Source organism: Cobetia sp. 1CM21F (genome assembly GCF_023161745.1).
Classification (GTDB): Bacteria; Pseudomonadota; Gammaproteobacteria; order Pseudomonadales; family Halomonadaceae; genus Cobetia; species Cobetia amphilecti.
On sequence record NZ_JALNTQ010000001.1, the window covers coordinates 1,142,081 to 1,158,778 of the forward strand.

The window sequence follows — 16,698 nt, forward strand, 5'->3', positions numbered from 1 at the left end:
GCTGGCATCGATTGAAGTTCCCGAGATTATCGTTATGTGCGTGCATCATTCGTGCACTTTTTGAATGATAATGCTTTGCATTGGCGAAGTGCAACGCACTGTTGCGAAAATGTGACGTTGGTGACAATCTTCGACGCTGAATCCATTCATCTTGGTGAGATAGGGCTATCTATGGGGAATTCTCGGCTAGTAACGGCAGGACTGATGGCAGGGTTGATCGGCCTGCCGCTGTCAGGTGTCGCCTTGGCCAGCGCGGCATCGCAGCCAGCTGATGCTCCTGCTGCGGCGATGTCGCCGCTTGCGACCCAGTTAGCGCAACGGGGGTTGGCGGCGGGTGAGGGGTATCCCGGCCTGCACAGCCTGTGTAGCCTCGAGGCACCCCTGGTTGACGCGGGCAAGCGCCACCGACACTCCGAGGATGAAACTGCCAAGCCTAGACCCAGATCGAAGCCCTCCGCTGACAAGCGCAAGTCGCTGGGGCCGCACAGGGTATTCGACAATCTCTACTTCGTCGGCAATGGCCAGGTTTCGAGCTGGGCCTTGACCACCTCCGAGGGCATCATCCTCATCGATGCGATGAACACTCCGAATCAGGCCGAGACCATCATCGCGCCAGGCATGCGCGAGCTGGGGCTGGACCCTGCCGATATTCGCTATCTGGTGATTACCCATGGCCATGGCGACCATTACGGCGGCCAGTCCTGGATCGTGGAGCAGTATGCGCCCGAGGTGATCATGACCAAGATCGATTGGGACATGCTGGATGACCCCGAGCAGCGCATCGACAACCCGCGCTGGGGAGAGCCGCCAGAGCGGGACCATCAGGTCATCGACGATGAGAGGCTGACGCTGGGTGACACCACGCTCGGCATGTACATCACGCCCGGCCATACCCCCGGCACGCTGTCGCTGGTGTTCCCGGTCAAGGATGGCGATGAAGTGCATCACGCCGTGTTGTGGGGCGGCACTGGCTTCAACTTCGGGCCGGATGAGGCCAGACTGCGTGGCTATTCTGCCTCGGCGTCACGCATGCATCAGATCGCGCAGCAAGCCGGCGTAGACGTCTTCCTGTCCAATCACCCCAAGCGTGACGGCACGCCCGGACGAATCGCGGCGCTCGAGACTCGCAAGCCAGGCGAAGCGCATCCCTTCGTGACCGGAGGCCAGGCGTTGGGCGCGCTGGATCTGCTCAGTGATTGCACGTTGGCCCAGGCCGAGCGTCTGCGCGCCGCACGCTGAGTCATCCTGCGGACATTGCGCGCGACAAACGAAACAGGCCGCCCAAGATGGGGCGGCCTGTTTCGTGTCGAGCATGTCGCATCACACTCGGCTTGCTCAGGTGTGTGCTGAAGGTCTGCGATCAGGTGTTGAGCACGACGCCACCATTGAGGTGAATCGTCTGGCCTGTCATGTAGCTTGAGTCTTCGCTGGCCAGATAGACGTAGGCCGGGCCCATTTCACTTGGCTGGCCGGGGCGTTCCATCGGTACCTGCTGGCCGAAGTTGGCGACCTTCTCATCCTCGAAGCTGGCGGGGATCAAGGGAGTCCACACCGGCCCGGGGGCGACGGCATTGACGCGAATACCGCGGTCCATCAGCGTGCCGGACAGTGAGCGTACCAACCCCTGGATGGCGCCCTTGGTGGCGCTGTAATCGATCAGGCTGTCATTGCCCTTGAAGGCATTGACGGACGAGGTGGCGATGATGGAATCGCCTTTGGAGAGGTGCGGTACGGCGGCCTTGATCATGTAGAAGTGACTGAACAGATTGGTCTTGAAGGTGCGCTCGATCTGCTCGTCATCGATCTCGGTCACGTCATCCCAGTCGTACTGCTCAGCGGCATTGTTGACCAGAATATTCAGCTGTCCGAATTCTTCCATCGCGCCCTCGACGACCTTGCGGCAGAAGGCCGGGTCGCCGATATCCCCTGCGATGCGGCGTCCGCGTCTGCCTTCGGCTTCGATCAGACGGATGGTCTCCTCGGCATCGACTTCTTCACTGCCCAGGTGCGTGATCAGACAATCGGCACCTTCGCGTGCAAAGTGCACGGCGGCGGCGCGACCGATACCGCTGTCACCACCGGTGATGACTGCCACCTTGCCCAAGAGCTTGCCGCTGCCGCGATAGCTCTCGCGGATATATTCGGGCTTGGGGTCCATGCGATGTTCATCGCCCGGTTGATGGTTCTGATGCTGTGGGGGCTGTTGCTGAGTCATGCCGTCACCTCCGGTTCGTTGATCGTGAATGCGCTGATGCGCGTTCAGACGCTGAACGTCTCCCCACAGATCTGTGGACGATCGTGGCGGATTAAACCCCCTTGATCAAGATTTTCTTGTTTAGCGATATAAAAACGCCCAGCCCCGAGTGAACGGAGCTGGGCGTCAGAATGTCTCGTCATCGGCAAGCCTGACAGTTGTCAGGAGGCGATATCCTCATGCTTGTCATGCATGGTGGCTGGCGTACTGGCGCCCGCTGCCATGGTCTGTGCAAGCGGAACACGCGGCTCGCTTTCCTCGGTCTGTTCTATTCCGTGCAGGCTCGGCAGATTGGCAGGATCATGCCCGGGGCCGGTTTCGAGGCTGGGCAATGCCTTGCGAATGATGCTGGCGCACAGGGCACGGTGTGCATGCAGTGTCAGACCTTCCCGTTCGAGGAATTGCAGCAGCCGAGTGGCTGAGACCAACGCCACGATGGGATGGAGATCGCGAAAGTGTTCCTCGACCTGGCTGGCACTGATCGTCGCGAGTCGCTCCGGATGGGTATGCGGCATCGAAATATCCTCTTTTCGGGTTCCGATGAGTCGGAATCTTGAGTGCTTCTTCAGGTGTCACGCTCCCTCGACGGCGGTGGGGCTTGCCCATCTGCCAGCGTGACCGCTGCGCTTTCCCTGGCGCAGCGGTCATTGGTCTTGCGGTGACAGCTCGTACTGAGAGTGTTCGTGCTGAGAGTCTTTACTTTACGACGGTGTTGCGTTCTTCAAAAGCTAGTATTAGAGAATTCGCGAATATCTTCCAGCCTTGATGCGCGCATGCTCTCATTTTTATCGTGCTTTCGCGAAACTTCATGCCTTCGCGCAGGCGGATACCTGCCACGGGGTTCTGACTGTTAGACTAACGCTCCCCCATGTCGTACAGATGTCCGTCATGTTGAATATAGTCAGGATGGCCACGAAGCTACCTGACAGATGATCATTTTTCCTTCTATGGATGTGCCATGAAACGCTTTGTGCTGCTCGATACCGCGCCGATCCCCGGTACGACGGATTCGTTGTGTCTGTTCGAGTATGGCGAGGACTTCGTCATCAAGATCGAGAGCGGCAAGGGCGGGCAGCTGATGAATACCCGCATGCATGGCTCGGAAGATGCGCTGGCAGAGATTCCTGCCGGCCTGCTCAAGAGTCGCGGTACGGCCTCGGCGCCGCAGCGCGTTCTGATCGGCGGGCTCGGGATGGGCTTCACGCTGGCCGCCGCGCTCAAGCACTTCAAGGCCGATGCCGAGGTGGTCGTCGCCGAGCTGGTGCCGGGAGTGGTGGCCTGGAATGACGGCCCGCTGGGGGCCAAGGCGGGTTATCCGATTCGGGATCCGCGCACGACAGTCGAGAATCGCGATGTGGCCGAGGTGCTGCGTGAAGCGCCCGGCGGCTTCGATGCCATCATGCTGGATGTGGACAATGGCCCGGAAGGCCTGACCGCAGATGACAACGACTGGCTCTACAGTGCTGAGGGGCTGGCGGTGTGTGCCAAGGCGTTGCGCCCGGCCGGCATTCTGGCGGTGTGGTCGGCCACGGCCGATGCACGTTTCTCGCAGCGCCTGTCGCGGGCCGGTTTCAAGGCAGAGGCGCGTCAGGTCTATGCGCATGGCACCTCGGGGGCCAAGCACACCATCTGGATCGCGCGTTACGTGGGGCGTGCGGAGAAGCCTGATGACAAGACGAAGGCCGGGAAGGGCAATGGCAAGCGCTCAGGCAGTCCGAGCAGAAAGCCGGCATCGAAAGGTGCCGCACGCCCGCCGCGCCGCAAGTAGGCTGAGTGTCTCGTTGCTGATGACGTGATGGTTGGCTCTTCGCCTCATGCGCTTACACACGCTGTGAGTGACGGCAGCGCCTTCACCGCAGGGTGAACGCATGACAAAACGGGCTGGCCACATGATGTGGTCAGCCCGTTTTCGTGTGCGTCATCGGCGCTTGTCGATAGCGTTGAGCCTGTCACAGCGCCAAGCGCTTTCGACTAGGCCCGATGCTGGATTCTGGCTCAGGCCGCTTCGCGCGCCTTCATGTCCTGGTGATATTCCTCGGCGAGGCGCTTCTTGGTGGCGTCATCGAAGACGCGGCCTGCCAGCTGGAAGACTTCCTGCTCTTCCTCATCCAGGTGGTGGGTCACCAGGTGCTCGAGCTGCTTGGCGGTGGCCAGCCAGCCCGGTGAGCTGTAGTCGGTCGCCTCGAGCTTCTCGACCAGCTCATCGATCTCATGGTGCTCGGCGACACTGTGACGCGCCTTCTCCTGCGTCATGTCGTGCTCCATCATCGGCATGTAGAGCGCGCGCTCCTCAGCACCGGCGTGATTGGTCAGCGATTCCTTGAGGCGCTTGAACAGGTCATCGCGCGGCTCGCTGTCACCTTCGGTCTGCAGCAGCATGTCCAGCAGGCGGCGTTGTTCGTCGTGGGTCTCGCGCAGGGCTTCAAAAACGGTCATGTTCCAGCTCCTCATCATGTCTGGCGTGTTGAGTGGCGGGTCTGCTTGTGTGCGATCTTGCTTGTGTCAGGTCTGTACAACTCTGGTGGCGGATCGGCGGAAGTTCAAGTGCGCAACGCTGATCGGCCTTGAAAAAGCCTTGGCGCGAGGCAAGGAAACAAGGGTGACCCTTGAATTCTTTGCTCGGTGGCGTGCCCGCACGGTGTCTGATCGATGCCAGCTGCCGGCCGCCACCGTCAGGAGCCCCGACATGTCCCAAGACCAGACCACGCCAGTCGATTCCTTCAGCCCCAAGGGGTCCCACGCACCGGCATTATCGGCGTCGCTGTCCGGCAGTCAGCTGGATCGGCCGCCGGGCGGTGGCTGGCCGTCGATCAAGGCGGTCGAGAAGTTCATCTGGCAGGAGCATCTGCCCATCGAGGGCCATCGCAGCCTGATGAAGATGAACAAGCCCGATGGCTTCTATTGCCCGAGTTGCGCCTGGCCGAATGGCGACAAGCCCAAGGGTGCCAACTTCTGCGAAAACGGTGCCAAGGCGCTGGCGTGGGAGGCGACACGCGAACGCGTCAGTGATGAGCTGTTCGCCAACAACACGCTCAGCGAGCTGCGCGAGTGGTCGGATCACCATCTGGAGAAGGAAGGGCGCTTGACGCGACCCCTGCGCTACAACGCCCAGACGGACCGCTACGAGGTCACCAGCTGGGAAGCGGCCTACGCCGAGATCGGCCAGCGCCTCAAGCGCTATGAGGACCCGAACCAGGTCGAGTTCTACACCTCGGGGCGTACTTCCAACGAGGCGGCGTTCCTGTTTTCCCTGTTCGGGCGCATGTACGGCACCAACAACTTCCCGGACTGCTCGAACATGTGCCACGAGACCACCTCGCGGGCGCTGCCGGAATCCATCGGCATCGGCAAGGCGACGGTCAATCTCGAGGACTTCAAGCAGGCCGATGCCATCTTCATCTTCGGCCAGAACAGCGGCACCAACAGCCCGCGCATGATGGGTGACCTCCACGAGGCGCGTGGCCGCGGGGCCGAGGTGGTCAGCTTCAACCCGCTGCGCGAGCGGGCGTTGGTCAGTTTTGCCGACCCGCAGTCGCCCAAGGACATGTTGAGCGGCAAGGGTGTCGAGATCAGCAGTCAGTATCATCAGCTGCGCATCGGCGGGGACCTCGCCGCCGTGCAGGCGATGTGCAAGTACGTGATCGAGGCCGACGATGCGCTGCGCGAGCGCAATCCGCATGCGGTGGGCTATCTGGATCACGACTTCATCGCCCAGCACACCCACGGCTTTGATGCCTTCGCCGAGCATTGCCGCAAGCTCGAGTGGCAGGACCTGGTCGCCATGTCCGGCCTGTCACGTGAATCGCTGGAACAGGCGGGGCAGACCTATCTGGAGGCCGAGCGCGTGATCTGCTGCTGGGGCATGGGAATCACCCAGCATGCGCGCGGCGGCGACACCATCCAGCAGATCATCAATCTGTTGCTGCTGCGCGGCAATATCGGCAAGCCCGGCGCGGGGGCCTGCCCGATACGCGGCCATTCCAATGTGCAGGGCGACCGCACCGTCGGCATCGAGAATCTGCCCAATGACGCGATGCTGGATGCCTTCGATCGGGTCTTCGATATCAAGTGTCCGCGCGAGAACGGCCATGATGTCGCCGAATGCTGCGAGGCGATTCTGCGCGGCGAGGTACGCGCCTTCATCGGCATGGGCGGCAATTTCTTCCGCGCGATTCCCGATCAGAAGCGCGTGGTCGAGAAGGTGCACGAGATGGACATGACGGTGCATATCGCCACCAAGCTCAACCGCAGTCACCTGCACCCCGGCAAGCATGGCTGGGTGCTGCCCACGATCGGCCATAGCGAGCGTGACCTGCAGGCCGGCGCCGATGGCAAGGGCGCGGAGCAGGTCTCCAGTGCTGAGGACGGCATGTGCAATGTGACGCCGTCGCGTGGCGTGATGGAACCGGCGGACCCAAGCCTGCACTCCGAGATTGCCATCACCTGTCAGCTGGCCAAGGCGACGTTGCCGCCGCATCCCACCCTGGATTGGGATTGGCTGCAGGCGGATTACGCGCGGATTCGTGATCGCATCGAAGAGGTCTTCCCGCAGATCTTCCCCGACTACAATGCGCGCCTGGCTCAGGGCGGCTTCCATATCCGCATCGCCCCGCGTGAGCGCATCTGGCATACCGACTCGGGGCGTGCCAACTTCCTGTTCCCCGAGGGGCTGGGCACGGATGAGGAGGGGCTGAACAAGGTCACCCATGAGACCCTGAACATGGATAGCACCTTCCTGCTCATCACCATGCGCGGTCACGACCAGTTCAATACCACTGTCTATTCAAATGACGACCGCTATCGCGATGTCTATGGCACGCGCATGGTGGTGATGATCAGCCCGCAGGATCTCGAGACGCTGGGCCTGAGCGAGGGTCAGCGCGTGACGCTGGAAACGGTCAGCGAAGACGGCGTCGAGCGCAGCATGGCAGGCTTCAAGCTCAAGGAATACGACATCCCGACGGGCTGTCTGGCAGCGTACTATCCGGAAACCAATGATCTGATTCCGCTGGATCACCGCGATGCGCGCAGCAACACGCCCGCCTCGAAATCGGTGCCGGTCCGGTTGCGCCTGATGGACAGCGAAGAGGTCAATGCCAGCGAAGGGGTGCTGGCGAGCAGCTGAAGGGCTTCAGCATGAACCGCTAAACAAGGAAAGGCTGAAAAAATTTGCATCCTGTACTCGGCGTCAGGTTTTGATGTCAGAGAAGGAGGGCGAGAGCCACGCCACGCGCTGCACTGAAAGAGTGCGTCGTGTGGCGTTCTGGTGTCTGGCGCTCAAGTTGATGCCAACGTCGGCGTATTTGAGGGGTTTGTAGGTACTGCGCCGGACTTGTCGCGAAATCATTTCTGGAGGCGGTCTTGCGCCCAACCGCGCCTGTTGGCAGGCCAGATCCTGACGCCTGTGTCAGCTTCATGGCACAGGCGGCGAGCTGGCTTGTTGCGCGGCTTGAGGATGGGTGGCGTGAATCTTGCGTGGTGATAGGGTAGCGACCGCCGCTCTGACCTCCGCCCTGCCCGCCACCTTGCCCGCAGGGGGCGGTGGCCGGCGTTCAGGCAGGCTGACACCACCACAAGACTCGACGACTCACGACCGAGCTCCAGGAAGGCACTCATGGCAGAACACTCCTCACCCCATTCCGCAGACCATGCATCGATGGCAGGCGAATCCGGCAATGATTATCCCTTGAGCGAAGTGCCTGCCTCGGCACGACGGGGACTGCTCTCCACCTCGATGGTGCTGCTCGGTTTCACCTTCTTTACCGCCACCATGTGGGCGGGCGGGTCATTGGGTGCCGCGTTCGCGCTCAATGAACTGCTGTGGATCATCGTGATCGGCAATCTGCTGCTCGGCGGTTACGCTGCCGCCCTGGCCTATATCGCCTGCAAGAGCGGTCTGAATTCGGTGCTGATGGGCCGGCTGTGCTTTGGCGAGAAGGGCAGCCGCCTGTCTGACTTCGTGCTCGGGTTCACCCAGATCGGCTGGTACGCCTGGGGCACCGCGACCATCGCCATCGTGCTGGTCAAGACACTCGGCTTGCCGGAGTGGCTGACCACGCCGCTGATGGTCATCTTCGGTTTCGCCTTCTGTCTGACGGCGATGATCGGTTATCGCGGGCTGGACATGCTCTCGCGCATCGCCGTGCCGGCCATGTTGCTGTTCATCCTGTTCAGTCTCTATACCGGCATGGTCGATGTCGGCGGCGTGGCAGGCCTTGCGGCACTGACGCCGACCGATTCCATGAGCTGGACGGCCGCGATCACCGCAGTGATCGGCACCTTCATCAGCGGTGGCACCCAGGCAACCAACTGGAGCCGCTTCGCGCGTTCGCCGAAGATCGCCGTCATTGCCACCCTGGCGGCCTTCTTCGTCGGCAATGGCCTGATGGTGCTCACCGGCGCGCTCGGCGCGATGATCTACCAGCAGGCCGATATCGTCGACGTGATGATCGCCCAGGGGCTGGTCAGCCTCGCCGTCCTGATGCTGTTCCTCAATATCTGGACTACCCAGGACAACACCATCTACAACTTCGCGATCGCCGGCTGCAATCTGCTGCGCACTCCGCATCGTCAGCGTGTCACCCTGGGTGGCGCGGCCATCGGTACAGTGCTGGCGGTACTCGGCATGTATGAGTGGCTGATTCCGTTCCTGATTCTGCTCGGCACCTTCATCCCGCCGATCGGCGGCGTGATCATGGCCAACTTCTGGCTCGGTCACAAAGGGCAGTATCCGCGCCTCGCCGAGGTGCCCAAGGTCGATTACCACTGGCCGGGCCTCGCCGCCTACGCCATCGCCTGCCTGTGCGCCTGGAGCTCACCCTTCATGCCGCCCGTGGTGGGTGTCGTGGTCGCCTTCGTCGTCTACGGCGGACTGATCAAGCTTGCCAAGGTCGAACTGGCCAACAAGACGGCGGCCTGAGTGGCTGAGCGTCTGATGTGAAGGGCAGAGGAATATGAAACGCCCAACGAGTCCTGGACTCGTTGGGCGTTTTTCATGGGGGAAGAAGCGTCAGGGTAGAGAAACTTCAGGGTAGAGCTACTTGATGCACAACATGGTTGTGCATAGAATGAGGGGAAAAGGTGCTGCCATGGCGGTGGAATTCAGGGATGTGTGGCTCGAGAGCTTCTACGAGCAAGATGTTGGCCACCGCAAGATACCTGCGGCGCTCTCCAGTTCGCTCTATCGCAAGTTGCAGATTCTCGATGCCGCAAGTCAGGAGTCTGATCTGAGGATTCCACCGGGCAATCGGTTCGAGCATCTGCAGGGCAATCTCGCAGGTTATTGCTCGATTCGTGTCAACAAGCAGTATCGACTCATCTTTCGATGGGAGGCAGGGATTGCCCATCAAACATATCTAGACCCGCATGCTTACAAGGGCTAGAGGAGGTAGCAGTGATGAGAAACACCCAGCGGCGCCCACTAACGGTAGGAGAGATGTTGACGGCAGAGTTTCTGGAGCCGATGAACATCGACATTCGCACCCTGGCCGAGGCGATGGGAGTGCACAGAAATACCCTGAGCCGTATCGTGCATGACAAGGGCACCTTGACGGCCCCGATGGCCATCAAGCTGGCGGCTGCGTTAGGCAATACGCCGGAGTTCTGGCTCAACATCCAGCATGCCGTGGAGCTTTGGGATGTGCGCCATCGTGCCTATGCCGAGGATGCCAAGGGCGTACGCCGGATAACGCCGCAAGTTGATGCCACCGAGCTTGCCTCGCACTGACGTCGCGCGCTCTTCACGGCGAGTGATTGAAATGGCGTGGGCTCGTGAGTACATGCCCAGCAATGCAAAGCCCCAGCCTGAAACTCAGGCTGGGGCTTTGTGCTTTTCGCATTCGGTAACACCTCGTCGTGCCGCTCGCGTTGATCAGGCGGTTGCTGGCTTCACCTGAATCACCAGGCAGACGGCGATCAGTGCCATGCCCAGCCAGCCGAGCGGTACGATATGTTCCCCGACGATGGTGACGGCGAGCAGCGCGGCGACCAGCGGTTCGAACAGTGTGAGCAGGGTGGCCTTGCTGGCGGCGACGGTCTTCAGGCCGTAGCCGAAGGCGATATAGCCGAGGAACATCGGCACCAGCGCCATGTAGAGCGCGACCGATGTATTGCCGGGGGTGGCGAACAGGCGCGGGTCTGCCACCAGCATGCTGAGGCCCAGGCCTGCGATCAGCGAGATACCGGCGACGCCGAACAGGCTGCCCATGGCAGCGCGGGCGTGGGTGCCGTGGTCCATCATGCGCCGGGCGATCAGCGAATAGGCGGCGTAGGTCGTGCCGGCGATGATGCCCAGCACGATACCGCCCAGACGTTGCCAGTCAGCGTGAGGCACGCTCTCTATACCTGTCGCCATCGGGTCGCCTCCGGCGCTGATGGTGGCAATGTCCCCGCCATGAGTGGCCGTTTCGCCCATCGCCATCATCACCACACCGGCAATCCCCAGCGCGAGGCTGATGTACCAGCTCAGCGTGAGTCGGTGGTGGCCGAACAGGCGCTCCAGAATCGCCGCGGCCAGTGGCGCCGTAGCGATGGTGATCACCGTGCCGATGGCGACGCCGGCCAGATGCATCGAGGAGTAGAAGGCCAGCGGGTAGATGACGACACACACGGCGCCGAGCAACACCCAGCGCTTCTGCGCCATCAACAGGCCCAGGCAGCCCATGATATTGGGCCGTGCGATCACGGCCTGAAGCAGGCCGCCGACGCCCATGGCGAAGGCGCCGGTCGCCAGCGGACTGACATCCTGATTGAAGTGGGCCGCCGTGCCGGTGGTGCCCCACAGCAGCGCGGCAAACAGAACGGCCAGGCTTCCCATGTCGGTCGACCTTGCAGACCCGGCGATATCGGGGCGGGTGGTTGTCATGGTGATGTCCTTGCGTGTATTGCCAATCCCTTGGCCGTTTTCAGTCGCAGCATGAGCGCTGGAAAAAGTGTGCTGAAACCACTTTCGGCGAGTTGAGTTGACGCGCCAGCTGGCTGCCGCTCAGGGCGCGCACTCCAACTTGCCAACAAATCCCTCATCGTCGTCAGGCGTCGTGACGCTGCCATGGCTCCGATCCTTGCTCCGGCCCTTGCTTGGCATCGCGGCCATGCTCGGTATCGCTCCAGGGATCATGCTCACCCCAGTAAGCAGTGTCGCCGTGTGTATCAGCTTGAGCGTCGCAGGCCGTGTCAGGTGTCGTCCAGGCCGCGAGGTCTGCCTGCGGGCTGGCCATCGGCGTTTGCGTTGCCTGCGGACGCAATTGCAGCATCAGGCAGGTCATGATCAGCACCATGCCGATGGCCCCCATCAGCGTGAACTGCTCGCCGACCACGATGACGGCCAACAGGCCCGCCACCAGTGGCTCGAACATGGTCAGAACCGTCACCCGGCTGATGGGCACGCTGGCAAGCCCGCGCCCGAAGATGAGACTGGCCAGCAGCATCGGGATCAGTGCCATGTAGATGGCGACCGCCGAATTCACCGGCGTGGCGAACAAGCGTGGATCGAGGAACAGGCAGCTGATGGCCAGCCCGATCAACAGCAGGACGCCGGCACAGCCGAACATCGCCCCCATGGCCGCACGGCGATGAACGCCCAGCAGCATCATGCGTCTGGCAAGCAGCGAATAGGTGGCGTAGCTGGCGCCGGCCAGCACGCCCAGCCCGATACCGATGAGCTTGCGGCTCTCGCTGGCAACGCCGCTGGCAGTGGCGTTTGCCGCCGTGTCTGCCAGGCGTGTCTCGCCCATGGCCATCAACCCCACGCCGGCCATGCCCAGCATCAGCGCCGCGTACCAGCGCGCACTGACGCGCTTGCGGTCCAGCACATATTCCAGCACCGCTGCCGCCAGCGGTGCCGTGGCGATGGTGATGACGGTGCCCATCGCGACGCCGGTGTATTCCATGGCCGAATAGAAGGCCAGCGGGTAGACGATGATGAACAGCGCCGCCCACAGCACGAGATGCTTGTGGACCAGCAGGGCGGCCAGCTCCTCATGGAGGATTCGTCGCGACAGCACGGCCTGCAGAATGCCGCTAAAGCCCATGGCGAAGGCGCCGGTGGCCAGCGGGCTGACATCCTGATTGAAGTGGGCGGCGGTGCCGGTCGTGCCCCATAGCAGGGCGGCCGTGAGGACGGAAAGATTGCCGATCTGGCGTTCCAGCGCTGGGCGGAAGGGCGTCCGGGAGAAGGAGTGCTGCATGGTGGATGGCTCGCAATGAAGTGTGTCTCGGTGTGCACGAGATTACGCCTCATCGCGAGAATATATTGTGCTGAAACTACGCTCTGATCTGCCAGGAGAAGCAAAACGTCATATACCGCCAGCGTGCGGTGATTGACTGCTGGGTTCGGGTGCTCAATCGGTTGTTCAGATGATCGAGCCAGTCGCTCATTCAGTCATTCGGGGGAGTGAGGCTCGAATACTGACGCGTCATCTCGCGTGGCGACTGGCCGAAGTAGCAGGAAAACCGCCGCGAGAAGGCGGAAAGGTTCTGATAGCCGACGGCCTCGGCGACCTGCTGGACGCTGAGATCGGTATGGATCAACTGCGCCCGCGCGCGCTCCATGCGTCTGGCGGTCAGGTACTGCTTGACGCTGACGCCCAGATTGTCGCGGAACACCTTGTGGAACTGGGTCGGGCTCAGGTGGGCGAGTCGGGCCAGGGATGTCACATCGTGGGGCTGGGCCAGCTGCGCGTTCATGACGTCGAGCACTCTGAGCAGACGACGATCGACGCGCTGATCACAGGTCTGCTTCTCCAGCAGGCCGAGAAACAGCGCGATGGAGAGCTGATCGATGTGCTTGTCGACCTCGCCCTGCAGCTGCGCTTCGAGAAACAGCAGGTAGTTCATCAGCAGGGTGCTGATCGAGAACACCACGCGTTGCGACGCCGCGAGATTGTCGGGCAGGTAGTCCAGATCGGCGACGATGAAACGCGCGGCGTCCTTGGCATGAAACAGGTGCGCCTCCCCGGGGCGAATGATGACGCACTCGCCGGTGACCACGGTGCCATGATGGCTGCCGACCTGGATATCGAGATGGCCGCGGATCGGCAGCACCAGCTGGTGGTGGTCGTGGTCATGACTCGTGGCCTGCGGGGTATAGGCGCGCAGCGAGAGTGTCGTCATGGTGCGATGGCCATCATCCGGCGATGCAAGGGCAGCAAGCAGAGCAAGAGGAACACGCGGGCCGTCAGCGGCTCAGCTCGATGCTGCGGGTCTGGCCGCGGCCGACCTGCACCTGACTGAGAATCAGCGGGCTGCGTGTGCCGTCCGGCAACTGGATGACACCGGCGACATAGAAGGTGCCGGATGGCAGACCAGTGGCATTGAAGTAGCCATTGCTGTCAGTGCGCACGATGTGGGTGTAGGCCTGGGCGCGCGGGTCGGCGCGAGACGCCGTCTTGCCCGCCAGTGCCAGTTCCGCGGCTTCGGCGGAGTAGGTGGTGACCGGCGCGATCGAGATACCCGCCCGGTTGGCGTAGATCGTCTGGCCCTGCCACTCATAGGACATGCGGCCCTTGATCACCGAGGTGCCGGTCTTGTCGAGCTTGGCGTACTCCGCCTCCGGGAAGGCGACGGTGCGCTGGACGCGCTGCTCGCCCTGTTCGGACTGCGAAGAGCCGAAGTCCGGCAGCGAAATGCTGTCGGCCATGCGCGAGGCGCTTTCACACCCGGCAAGAACGGCGGTGCACATGAGCAGAGCGAGTGGAGTACGCAAGTGACGAAGCATGGCGAGTCTTCCCTGAAGTCGAGTGATGGGCGGCGCGGGCGTCGGCTCGTGAGCGAGCCAGTCTGGCCACAGCTGCTGCCTTTGCCCCACATCCTACTGCGCCGAGCACAGTCAGGGAACTGCCGGTGAGCGGGAGACAGGCGCGGGTGACTCTTCCGTCAGGCATCGGCATCCGTGGGCATCCGCTGGTAACTCTCGCGGTTTCGACCGACCCTTGTCAGTAGGCCAGCGGGAAGCATTTGCCCGTGAGCGGGCTGGGTTGCGCAAAGCATGCCTCTGGAGTTGCTTAAACAGGAACTCCTTGTTCATTATACGTTTGTCTATAACGTGATGGCGCTTGTTACCATGCTGTTCATCAAACCCTGTGCAAGGGCTGCGCAAGAGCTGTTCAAAGCCGCTCGAGGTCTGCTTGGGCGCTGTTCGAGTGCTATTCGGGTGCAGCACACAGGTGGCAATACCGCCTTGCGCGCTGGCGTCGGGTGAACCATTCATTGTCCGGGAGGGCCGCATGTCGACATCCCAGAGTGCTACTGATCCTTCACGTCGTCAGCTATTGAAGCTGGGGCTCGGTGGGGCAGGCATTGCCGTGTTCGGCGGCCTGTCCCTCCAGGCCCTGGCCGAGACGGTCGCTGACGAGCAACAGATGCAGGATGACAGTGCCTTCGCGACGTTCATGGTCCTGTCGCGCTGGCTGCTCAGCGACAAGACCCTGGATGAGCGGCTGGGTCAGCGCTACTTCGAGGCGCTGGCGAGAATTCCGGCCGAGGGAGTGCCCGGTGTCGGCAGCTTGCCGGCCCTCAAGACTCGGTTGCTGGCCCTGGGCGAGTCGCGAGAGTACGTGAAAAAGGAAGACCTGAGTGACGGCGAGATGGCGCTGGTGCGCCGTCTGCTGCAGGCCTGGATGCTGGGCACGGTCGGCAAGTCGATCAGTGACCCTGCCGCCGAGGTCATCGCCTTCGAGCGCGCTGGCATGTATGCCGGGCCGCGCGATGTGCAGGTGGTGCGTACCTATTGCCCCAATCGCCCGGGGTTCTGGGCAGAGGCACCCAAGGCCTGAGTGGTCACGCTTTCTGACCGCCCCTGTTGCCGTTCCCAATTTCCCGAGGAGAATCCTGTATGGCCGAGGAACCCCGTGCGTATGATGCCGATGTGATCGTGGTCGGTTCCGGCGTTGCCGGTGCCCTGATCGCACATCGCCTGGCCGAGGCCGGCAAGTCGGTCATCATGCTGGAAGCCGGCCCGCGCATGCAGCGCTGGCAGATCGTCGAGCGCTTCCGCAACCAGGCCAACAAGATGGACTTCATGGGGCCCTATCCTGCCAGCAAGGCGGCGCCCCATCCGATGCTCTACGGCGAGAATGCCGACTATCTGGTGCAGAAGGGCGAGCAGGCCTACGACGCCCAGTACATTCGCGCCGTCGGCGGCACTACCTGGCACTGGGCGGCATCCTCCTGGCGTTTTCTGCCCAGCGATTTCGTGCTCAAGAGCGAGTATGGCGTCGGGCGCGACTGGCCGATCGGCTATGACGACCTGGAAGACTATTACTTCCGGGCCGAGGTCGCGCTGGGTGTCTGGGGGCCGAATGATGTCGATCTCGGCAGCCCGCGCAGCGCCGAGTATCCGATGGCCCCGCTGCCGCTGTCGTGGAACGAGCGGCGGGTCAGCGAGCGCATCAATCCCCACGGCTTTGACATGGTCACCGAGCCGGTGGCGCGCAACAGCCGCCCCTATGATGAGCGCCCGACTTGCTGTGGCAACAACAACTGCATGCCCATCTGCCCGATCGGTGCGATGTATTCCGGCATCATCCATGTCGAGAAGGCCGAACGTGCCGGTGCCAGGTTGATCGACAATGCCATCGTGCATCATCTGGAAAGCGACGCCAGCGGCAAGATTCGCGAGGTGCGCTATCTGGACCCCGACGGCAAGCAGCATCGCCTGAGTGCGGCGCGGGTGGTGCTGGCGGCCAATGGCATCGAGACGCCCAAGCTGATGCAGATGTCGGTCAACGCCCATACCCCCGATGGGGTGGGTAACCAGAACGACATGGTCGGCCGTCATCTTATGGACCATCCCGGCACCGGGGTGAGCTTTCTGGCCGATGAGCCGCTGTGGGCCGGGCGTGGCCCTCAGGAGATGACCTCGATCATCACCTGGCGCGACGGCGACTTCCGCAAGGACTTCGCGTCCAAGAAGCTGCATCTGTCCAACATTGCCCGCACGCAACAGATGACCACGGAGGTGCTGTCGGAAACACCGCTCAGGCTCGGCGCGGATCTGCAGGCGCAGATCGATAATCGCGCCAGCCGCTATGTGCAGTTCGACAGCTTCCACGAGCTGTTGCCAGAGGCCGCCAATCGCATCACGCCGTCAAAAAAACGTGACGCTCTCGGCCTGCCGCGCCCGGAATTCCGTTATGCTATCGATGATTACGTCAAGCGCAGCGCCGCGCATACCCGTGAACAATATGCGCGTATCGCTCAGCTGATGGGAGGCACCGACATCGCGTTCCGTGATGAGTTCTCCAACAACCAGCATATCTGCGGTACGACCCTGATGGGAGACAACCCCAAAGACTCCGTGGTGGATCGCGATTGCCGAGTGCATGGCCATGACAACCTGTTTGTCGCCAGCTCCGGCAGCATGCCCACCGTCGGGTCGGTCAATTGCACCCTGACCATCGCGGCGTTGTCTCTGCGTATTGCCGATCTGCTCGAACAGGAAATATAAG

General features: G+C 62.1%; 14 protein-coding genes and 1 pseudogene. 8 read left to right on the forward strand and 7 right to left on the reverse strand.

The annotated features are described in order from the left end of the window. Positions 1-204: 204 nt before the first annotated feature. Complete coding sequence (locus MSG32_RS04595) at positions 205-1,239, forward strand: MBL fold metallo-hydrolase (protein WP_248378079.1); 1,035 nt, start codon at positions 205-207, stop codon at positions 1,237-1,239. A gap of 121 nt (positions 1,240-1,360) precedes the next feature. On the opposite strand, the gene MSG32_RS04600 is transcribed toward MSG32_RS04595, so the two are convergent. Beyond that, complete coding sequence (locus MSG32_RS04600) at positions 1,361-2,215, reverse strand: SDR family oxidoreductase (protein WP_216060694.1); 855 nt, start codon at positions 2,213-2,215, stop codon at positions 1,361-1,363. A gap of 200 nt (positions 2,216-2,415) precedes the next feature. Further along, positions 2,416-2,769: a hypothetical protein gene (locus tag MSG32_RS04605; RefSeq protein WP_248378081.1), complete on the reverse strand. Its 354-nt coding sequence runs from the start codon at positions 2,767-2,769 to the stop codon at positions 2,416-2,418. 443 nt (positions 2,770-3,212) lie between these two features. Here MSG32_RS04605 and MSG32_RS04610 point away from each other — a divergent pair. Further along, a pseudogene (locus MSG32_RS04610) lies at positions 3,213-3,893 on the forward strand (hypothetical protein); the annotation flags it as partial. Between the two features lie 356 nt (positions 3,894-4,249). On the opposite strand, the gene MSG32_RS04615 reads toward MSG32_RS04610, so the two are convergent. Beyond that, positions 4,250-4,690 carry a hemerythrin domain-containing protein gene (locus tag MSG32_RS04615; RefSeq protein WP_153635859.1) on the reverse strand — a complete coding sequence of 147 codons (441 nt, stop codon included), beginning with the start codon at positions 4,688-4,690 and terminating at the stop codon, positions 4,250-4,252. A 250-nt stretch (positions 4,691-4,940) separates the two neighbouring features. On the opposite strand from MSG32_RS04615, the gene MSG32_RS04620 reads away from it, so the two are divergent. The 4 genes from MSG32_RS04620 (at position 4,941) to MSG32_RS04635 (ending at position 9,980) form a co-directional block, all read left to right on the forward strand. Further along, positions 4,941-7,379, forward strand: a complete 2,439-nt coding sequence (locus tag MSG32_RS04620; RefSeq protein ID WP_248378085.1) for an FdhF/YdeP family oxidoreductase — start codon at positions 4,941-4,943, stop codon at positions 7,377-7,379. 531 nt (positions 7,380-7,910) lie between these two features. Then, positions 7,911-9,173: a cytosine permease gene (codB, locus tag MSG32_RS04625; protein WP_248378431.1), complete on the forward strand. Its 1,263-nt coding sequence runs from the start codon at positions 7,911-7,913 to the stop codon at positions 9,171-9,173. Positions 9,174-9,342: 169 nt separating this feature from the next. Next, complete coding sequence (locus MSG32_RS04630; RefSeq protein ID WP_248378087.1) at positions 9,343-9,636, forward strand: type II toxin-antitoxin system RelE/ParE family toxin; 294 nt, start codon at positions 9,343-9,345, stop codon at positions 9,634-9,636. A gap of 14 nt (positions 9,637-9,650) precedes the next feature. Further along, the gene (locus MSG32_RS04635) at positions 9,651-9,980 is read left to right on the forward strand and encodes a HigA family addiction module antitoxin (RefSeq protein WP_248378089.1); all 330 of its coding nucleotides are present in this window, start codon (positions 9,651-9,653) and stop codon (positions 9,978-9,980) included. A 144-nt stretch (positions 9,981-10,124) separates the two neighbouring features. On the opposite strand, the gene MSG32_RS04640 is transcribed toward MSG32_RS04635, so the two are convergent. The 4 genes from MSG32_RS04640 to MSG32_RS04655 form a co-directional block, all read right to left on the reverse strand. Next, positions 10,125-11,117, reverse strand: a complete 993-nt coding sequence (locus MSG32_RS04640; RefSeq protein ID WP_248378091.1) for an EamA family transporter — start codon at positions 11,115-11,117, stop codon at positions 10,125-10,127. A gap of 163 nt (positions 11,118-11,280) precedes the next feature. Beyond that, complete coding sequence (locus MSG32_RS04645; RefSeq protein WP_248378093.1) at positions 11,281-12,438, reverse strand: DMT family transporter; 1,158 nt, start codon at positions 12,436-12,438, stop codon at positions 11,281-11,283. Positions 12,439-12,628: 190 nt separating this feature from the next. After that, on the reverse strand, positions 12,629-13,363 hold the full coding sequence (locus MSG32_RS04650; protein WP_248378095.1) for an AraC family transcriptional regulator: 735 nt from the start codon (positions 13,361-13,363) through the stop codon (positions 12,629-12,631). A 64-nt stretch (positions 13,364-13,427) separates the two neighbouring features. Continuing rightward, positions 13,428-13,889, reverse strand: coding sequence for a carboxypeptidase regulatory-like domain-containing protein (locus MSG32_RS04655; RefSeq protein WP_176677188.1), 462 nt, complete (start codon positions 13,887-13,889; stop codon positions 13,428-13,430). 586 nt (positions 13,890-14,475) lie between these two features. On the opposite strand from MSG32_RS04655, the gene MSG32_RS04660 reads away from it, so the two are divergent. Both MSG32_RS04660 and MSG32_RS04665 read left to right on the forward strand, forming a co-directional pair. Next, on the forward strand, positions 14,476-15,024 hold the full coding sequence (locus tag MSG32_RS04660) for a sorbitol dehydrogenase family protein (protein ID WP_248378097.1): 549 nt from the start codon (positions 14,476-14,478) through the stop codon (positions 15,022-15,024). 59 nt (positions 15,025-15,083) lie between these two features. After that, positions 15,084-16,697, forward strand: coding sequence for a GMC family oxidoreductase (locus MSG32_RS04665; protein ID WP_248378099.1), 1,614 nt, complete (start codon positions 15,084-15,086; stop codon positions 16,695-16,697). Position 16,698 lies beyond the last annotated feature (1 nt).

Excerpts from the sequence above, each read along its gene's own strand:
- MSG32_RS04600 (WP_216060694.1), bottom strand. The coding sequence starts at position 2,215 with ATGACTCAGCAACAGCCCCCACAGCATCAGAACCATCAACCGGGCGAT.
- MSG32_RS04635 (WP_248378089.1), top strand. The coding sequence starts at position 9,651 with ATGAGAAACACCCAGCGGCGCCCACTAACGGTAGGAGAGATGTTGACG.
- MSG32_RS04630 (WP_248378087.1), top strand. The coding sequence starts at position 9,343 with ATGGCGGTGGAATTCAGGGATGTGTGGCTCGAGAGCTTCTACGAGCAA.
- codB (WP_248378431.1), top strand. The coding sequence starts at position 7,911 with ATGGCAGGCGAATCCGGCAATGATTATCCCTTGAGCGAAGTGCCTGCC.
- MSG32_RS04660 (WP_248378097.1), top strand. The coding sequence starts at position 14,476 with ATGTCGACATCCCAGAGTGCTACTGATCCTTCACGTCGTCAGCTATTG.
- MSG32_RS04615 (WP_153635859.1), bottom strand. The coding sequence starts at position 4,690 with ATGACCGTTTTTGAAGCCCTGCGCGAGACCCACGACGAACAACGCCGC.
- MSG32_RS04605 (WP_248378081.1), bottom strand. The coding sequence starts at position 2,769 with ATGCCGCATACCCATCCGGAGCGACTCGCGACGATCAGTGCCAGCCAG.
- MSG32_RS04665 (WP_248378099.1), top strand. The coding sequence starts at position 15,084 with ATGGCCGAGGAACCCCGTGCGTATGATGCCGATGTGATCGTGGTCGGT.
- MSG32_RS04595 (WP_248378079.1), top strand. The coding sequence starts at position 205 with ATGGCAGGGTTGATCGGCCTGCCGCTGTCAGGTGTCGCCTTGGCCAGC.
- MSG32_RS04640 (WP_248378091.1), bottom strand. The coding sequence starts at position 11,117 with ATGACAACCACCCGCCCCGATATCGCCGGGTCTGCAAGGTCGACCGAC.
- MSG32_RS04655 (WP_176677188.1), bottom strand. The coding sequence starts at position 13,889 with ATGGCCGACAGCATTTCGCTGCCGGACTTCGGCTCTTCGCAGTCCGAA.
- MSG32_RS04620 (WP_248378085.1), top strand. The coding sequence starts at position 4,941 with ATGTCCCAAGACCAGACCACGCCAGTCGATTCCTTCAGCCCCAAGGGG.
- MSG32_RS04650 (WP_248378095.1), bottom strand. The coding sequence starts at position 13,363 with ATGACGACACTCTCGCTGCGCGCCTATACCCCGCAGGCCACGAGTCAT.
- MSG32_RS04645 (WP_248378093.1), bottom strand. The coding sequence starts at position 12,438 with ATGCAGCACTCCTTCTCCCGGACGCCCTTCCGCCCAGCGCTGGAACGC.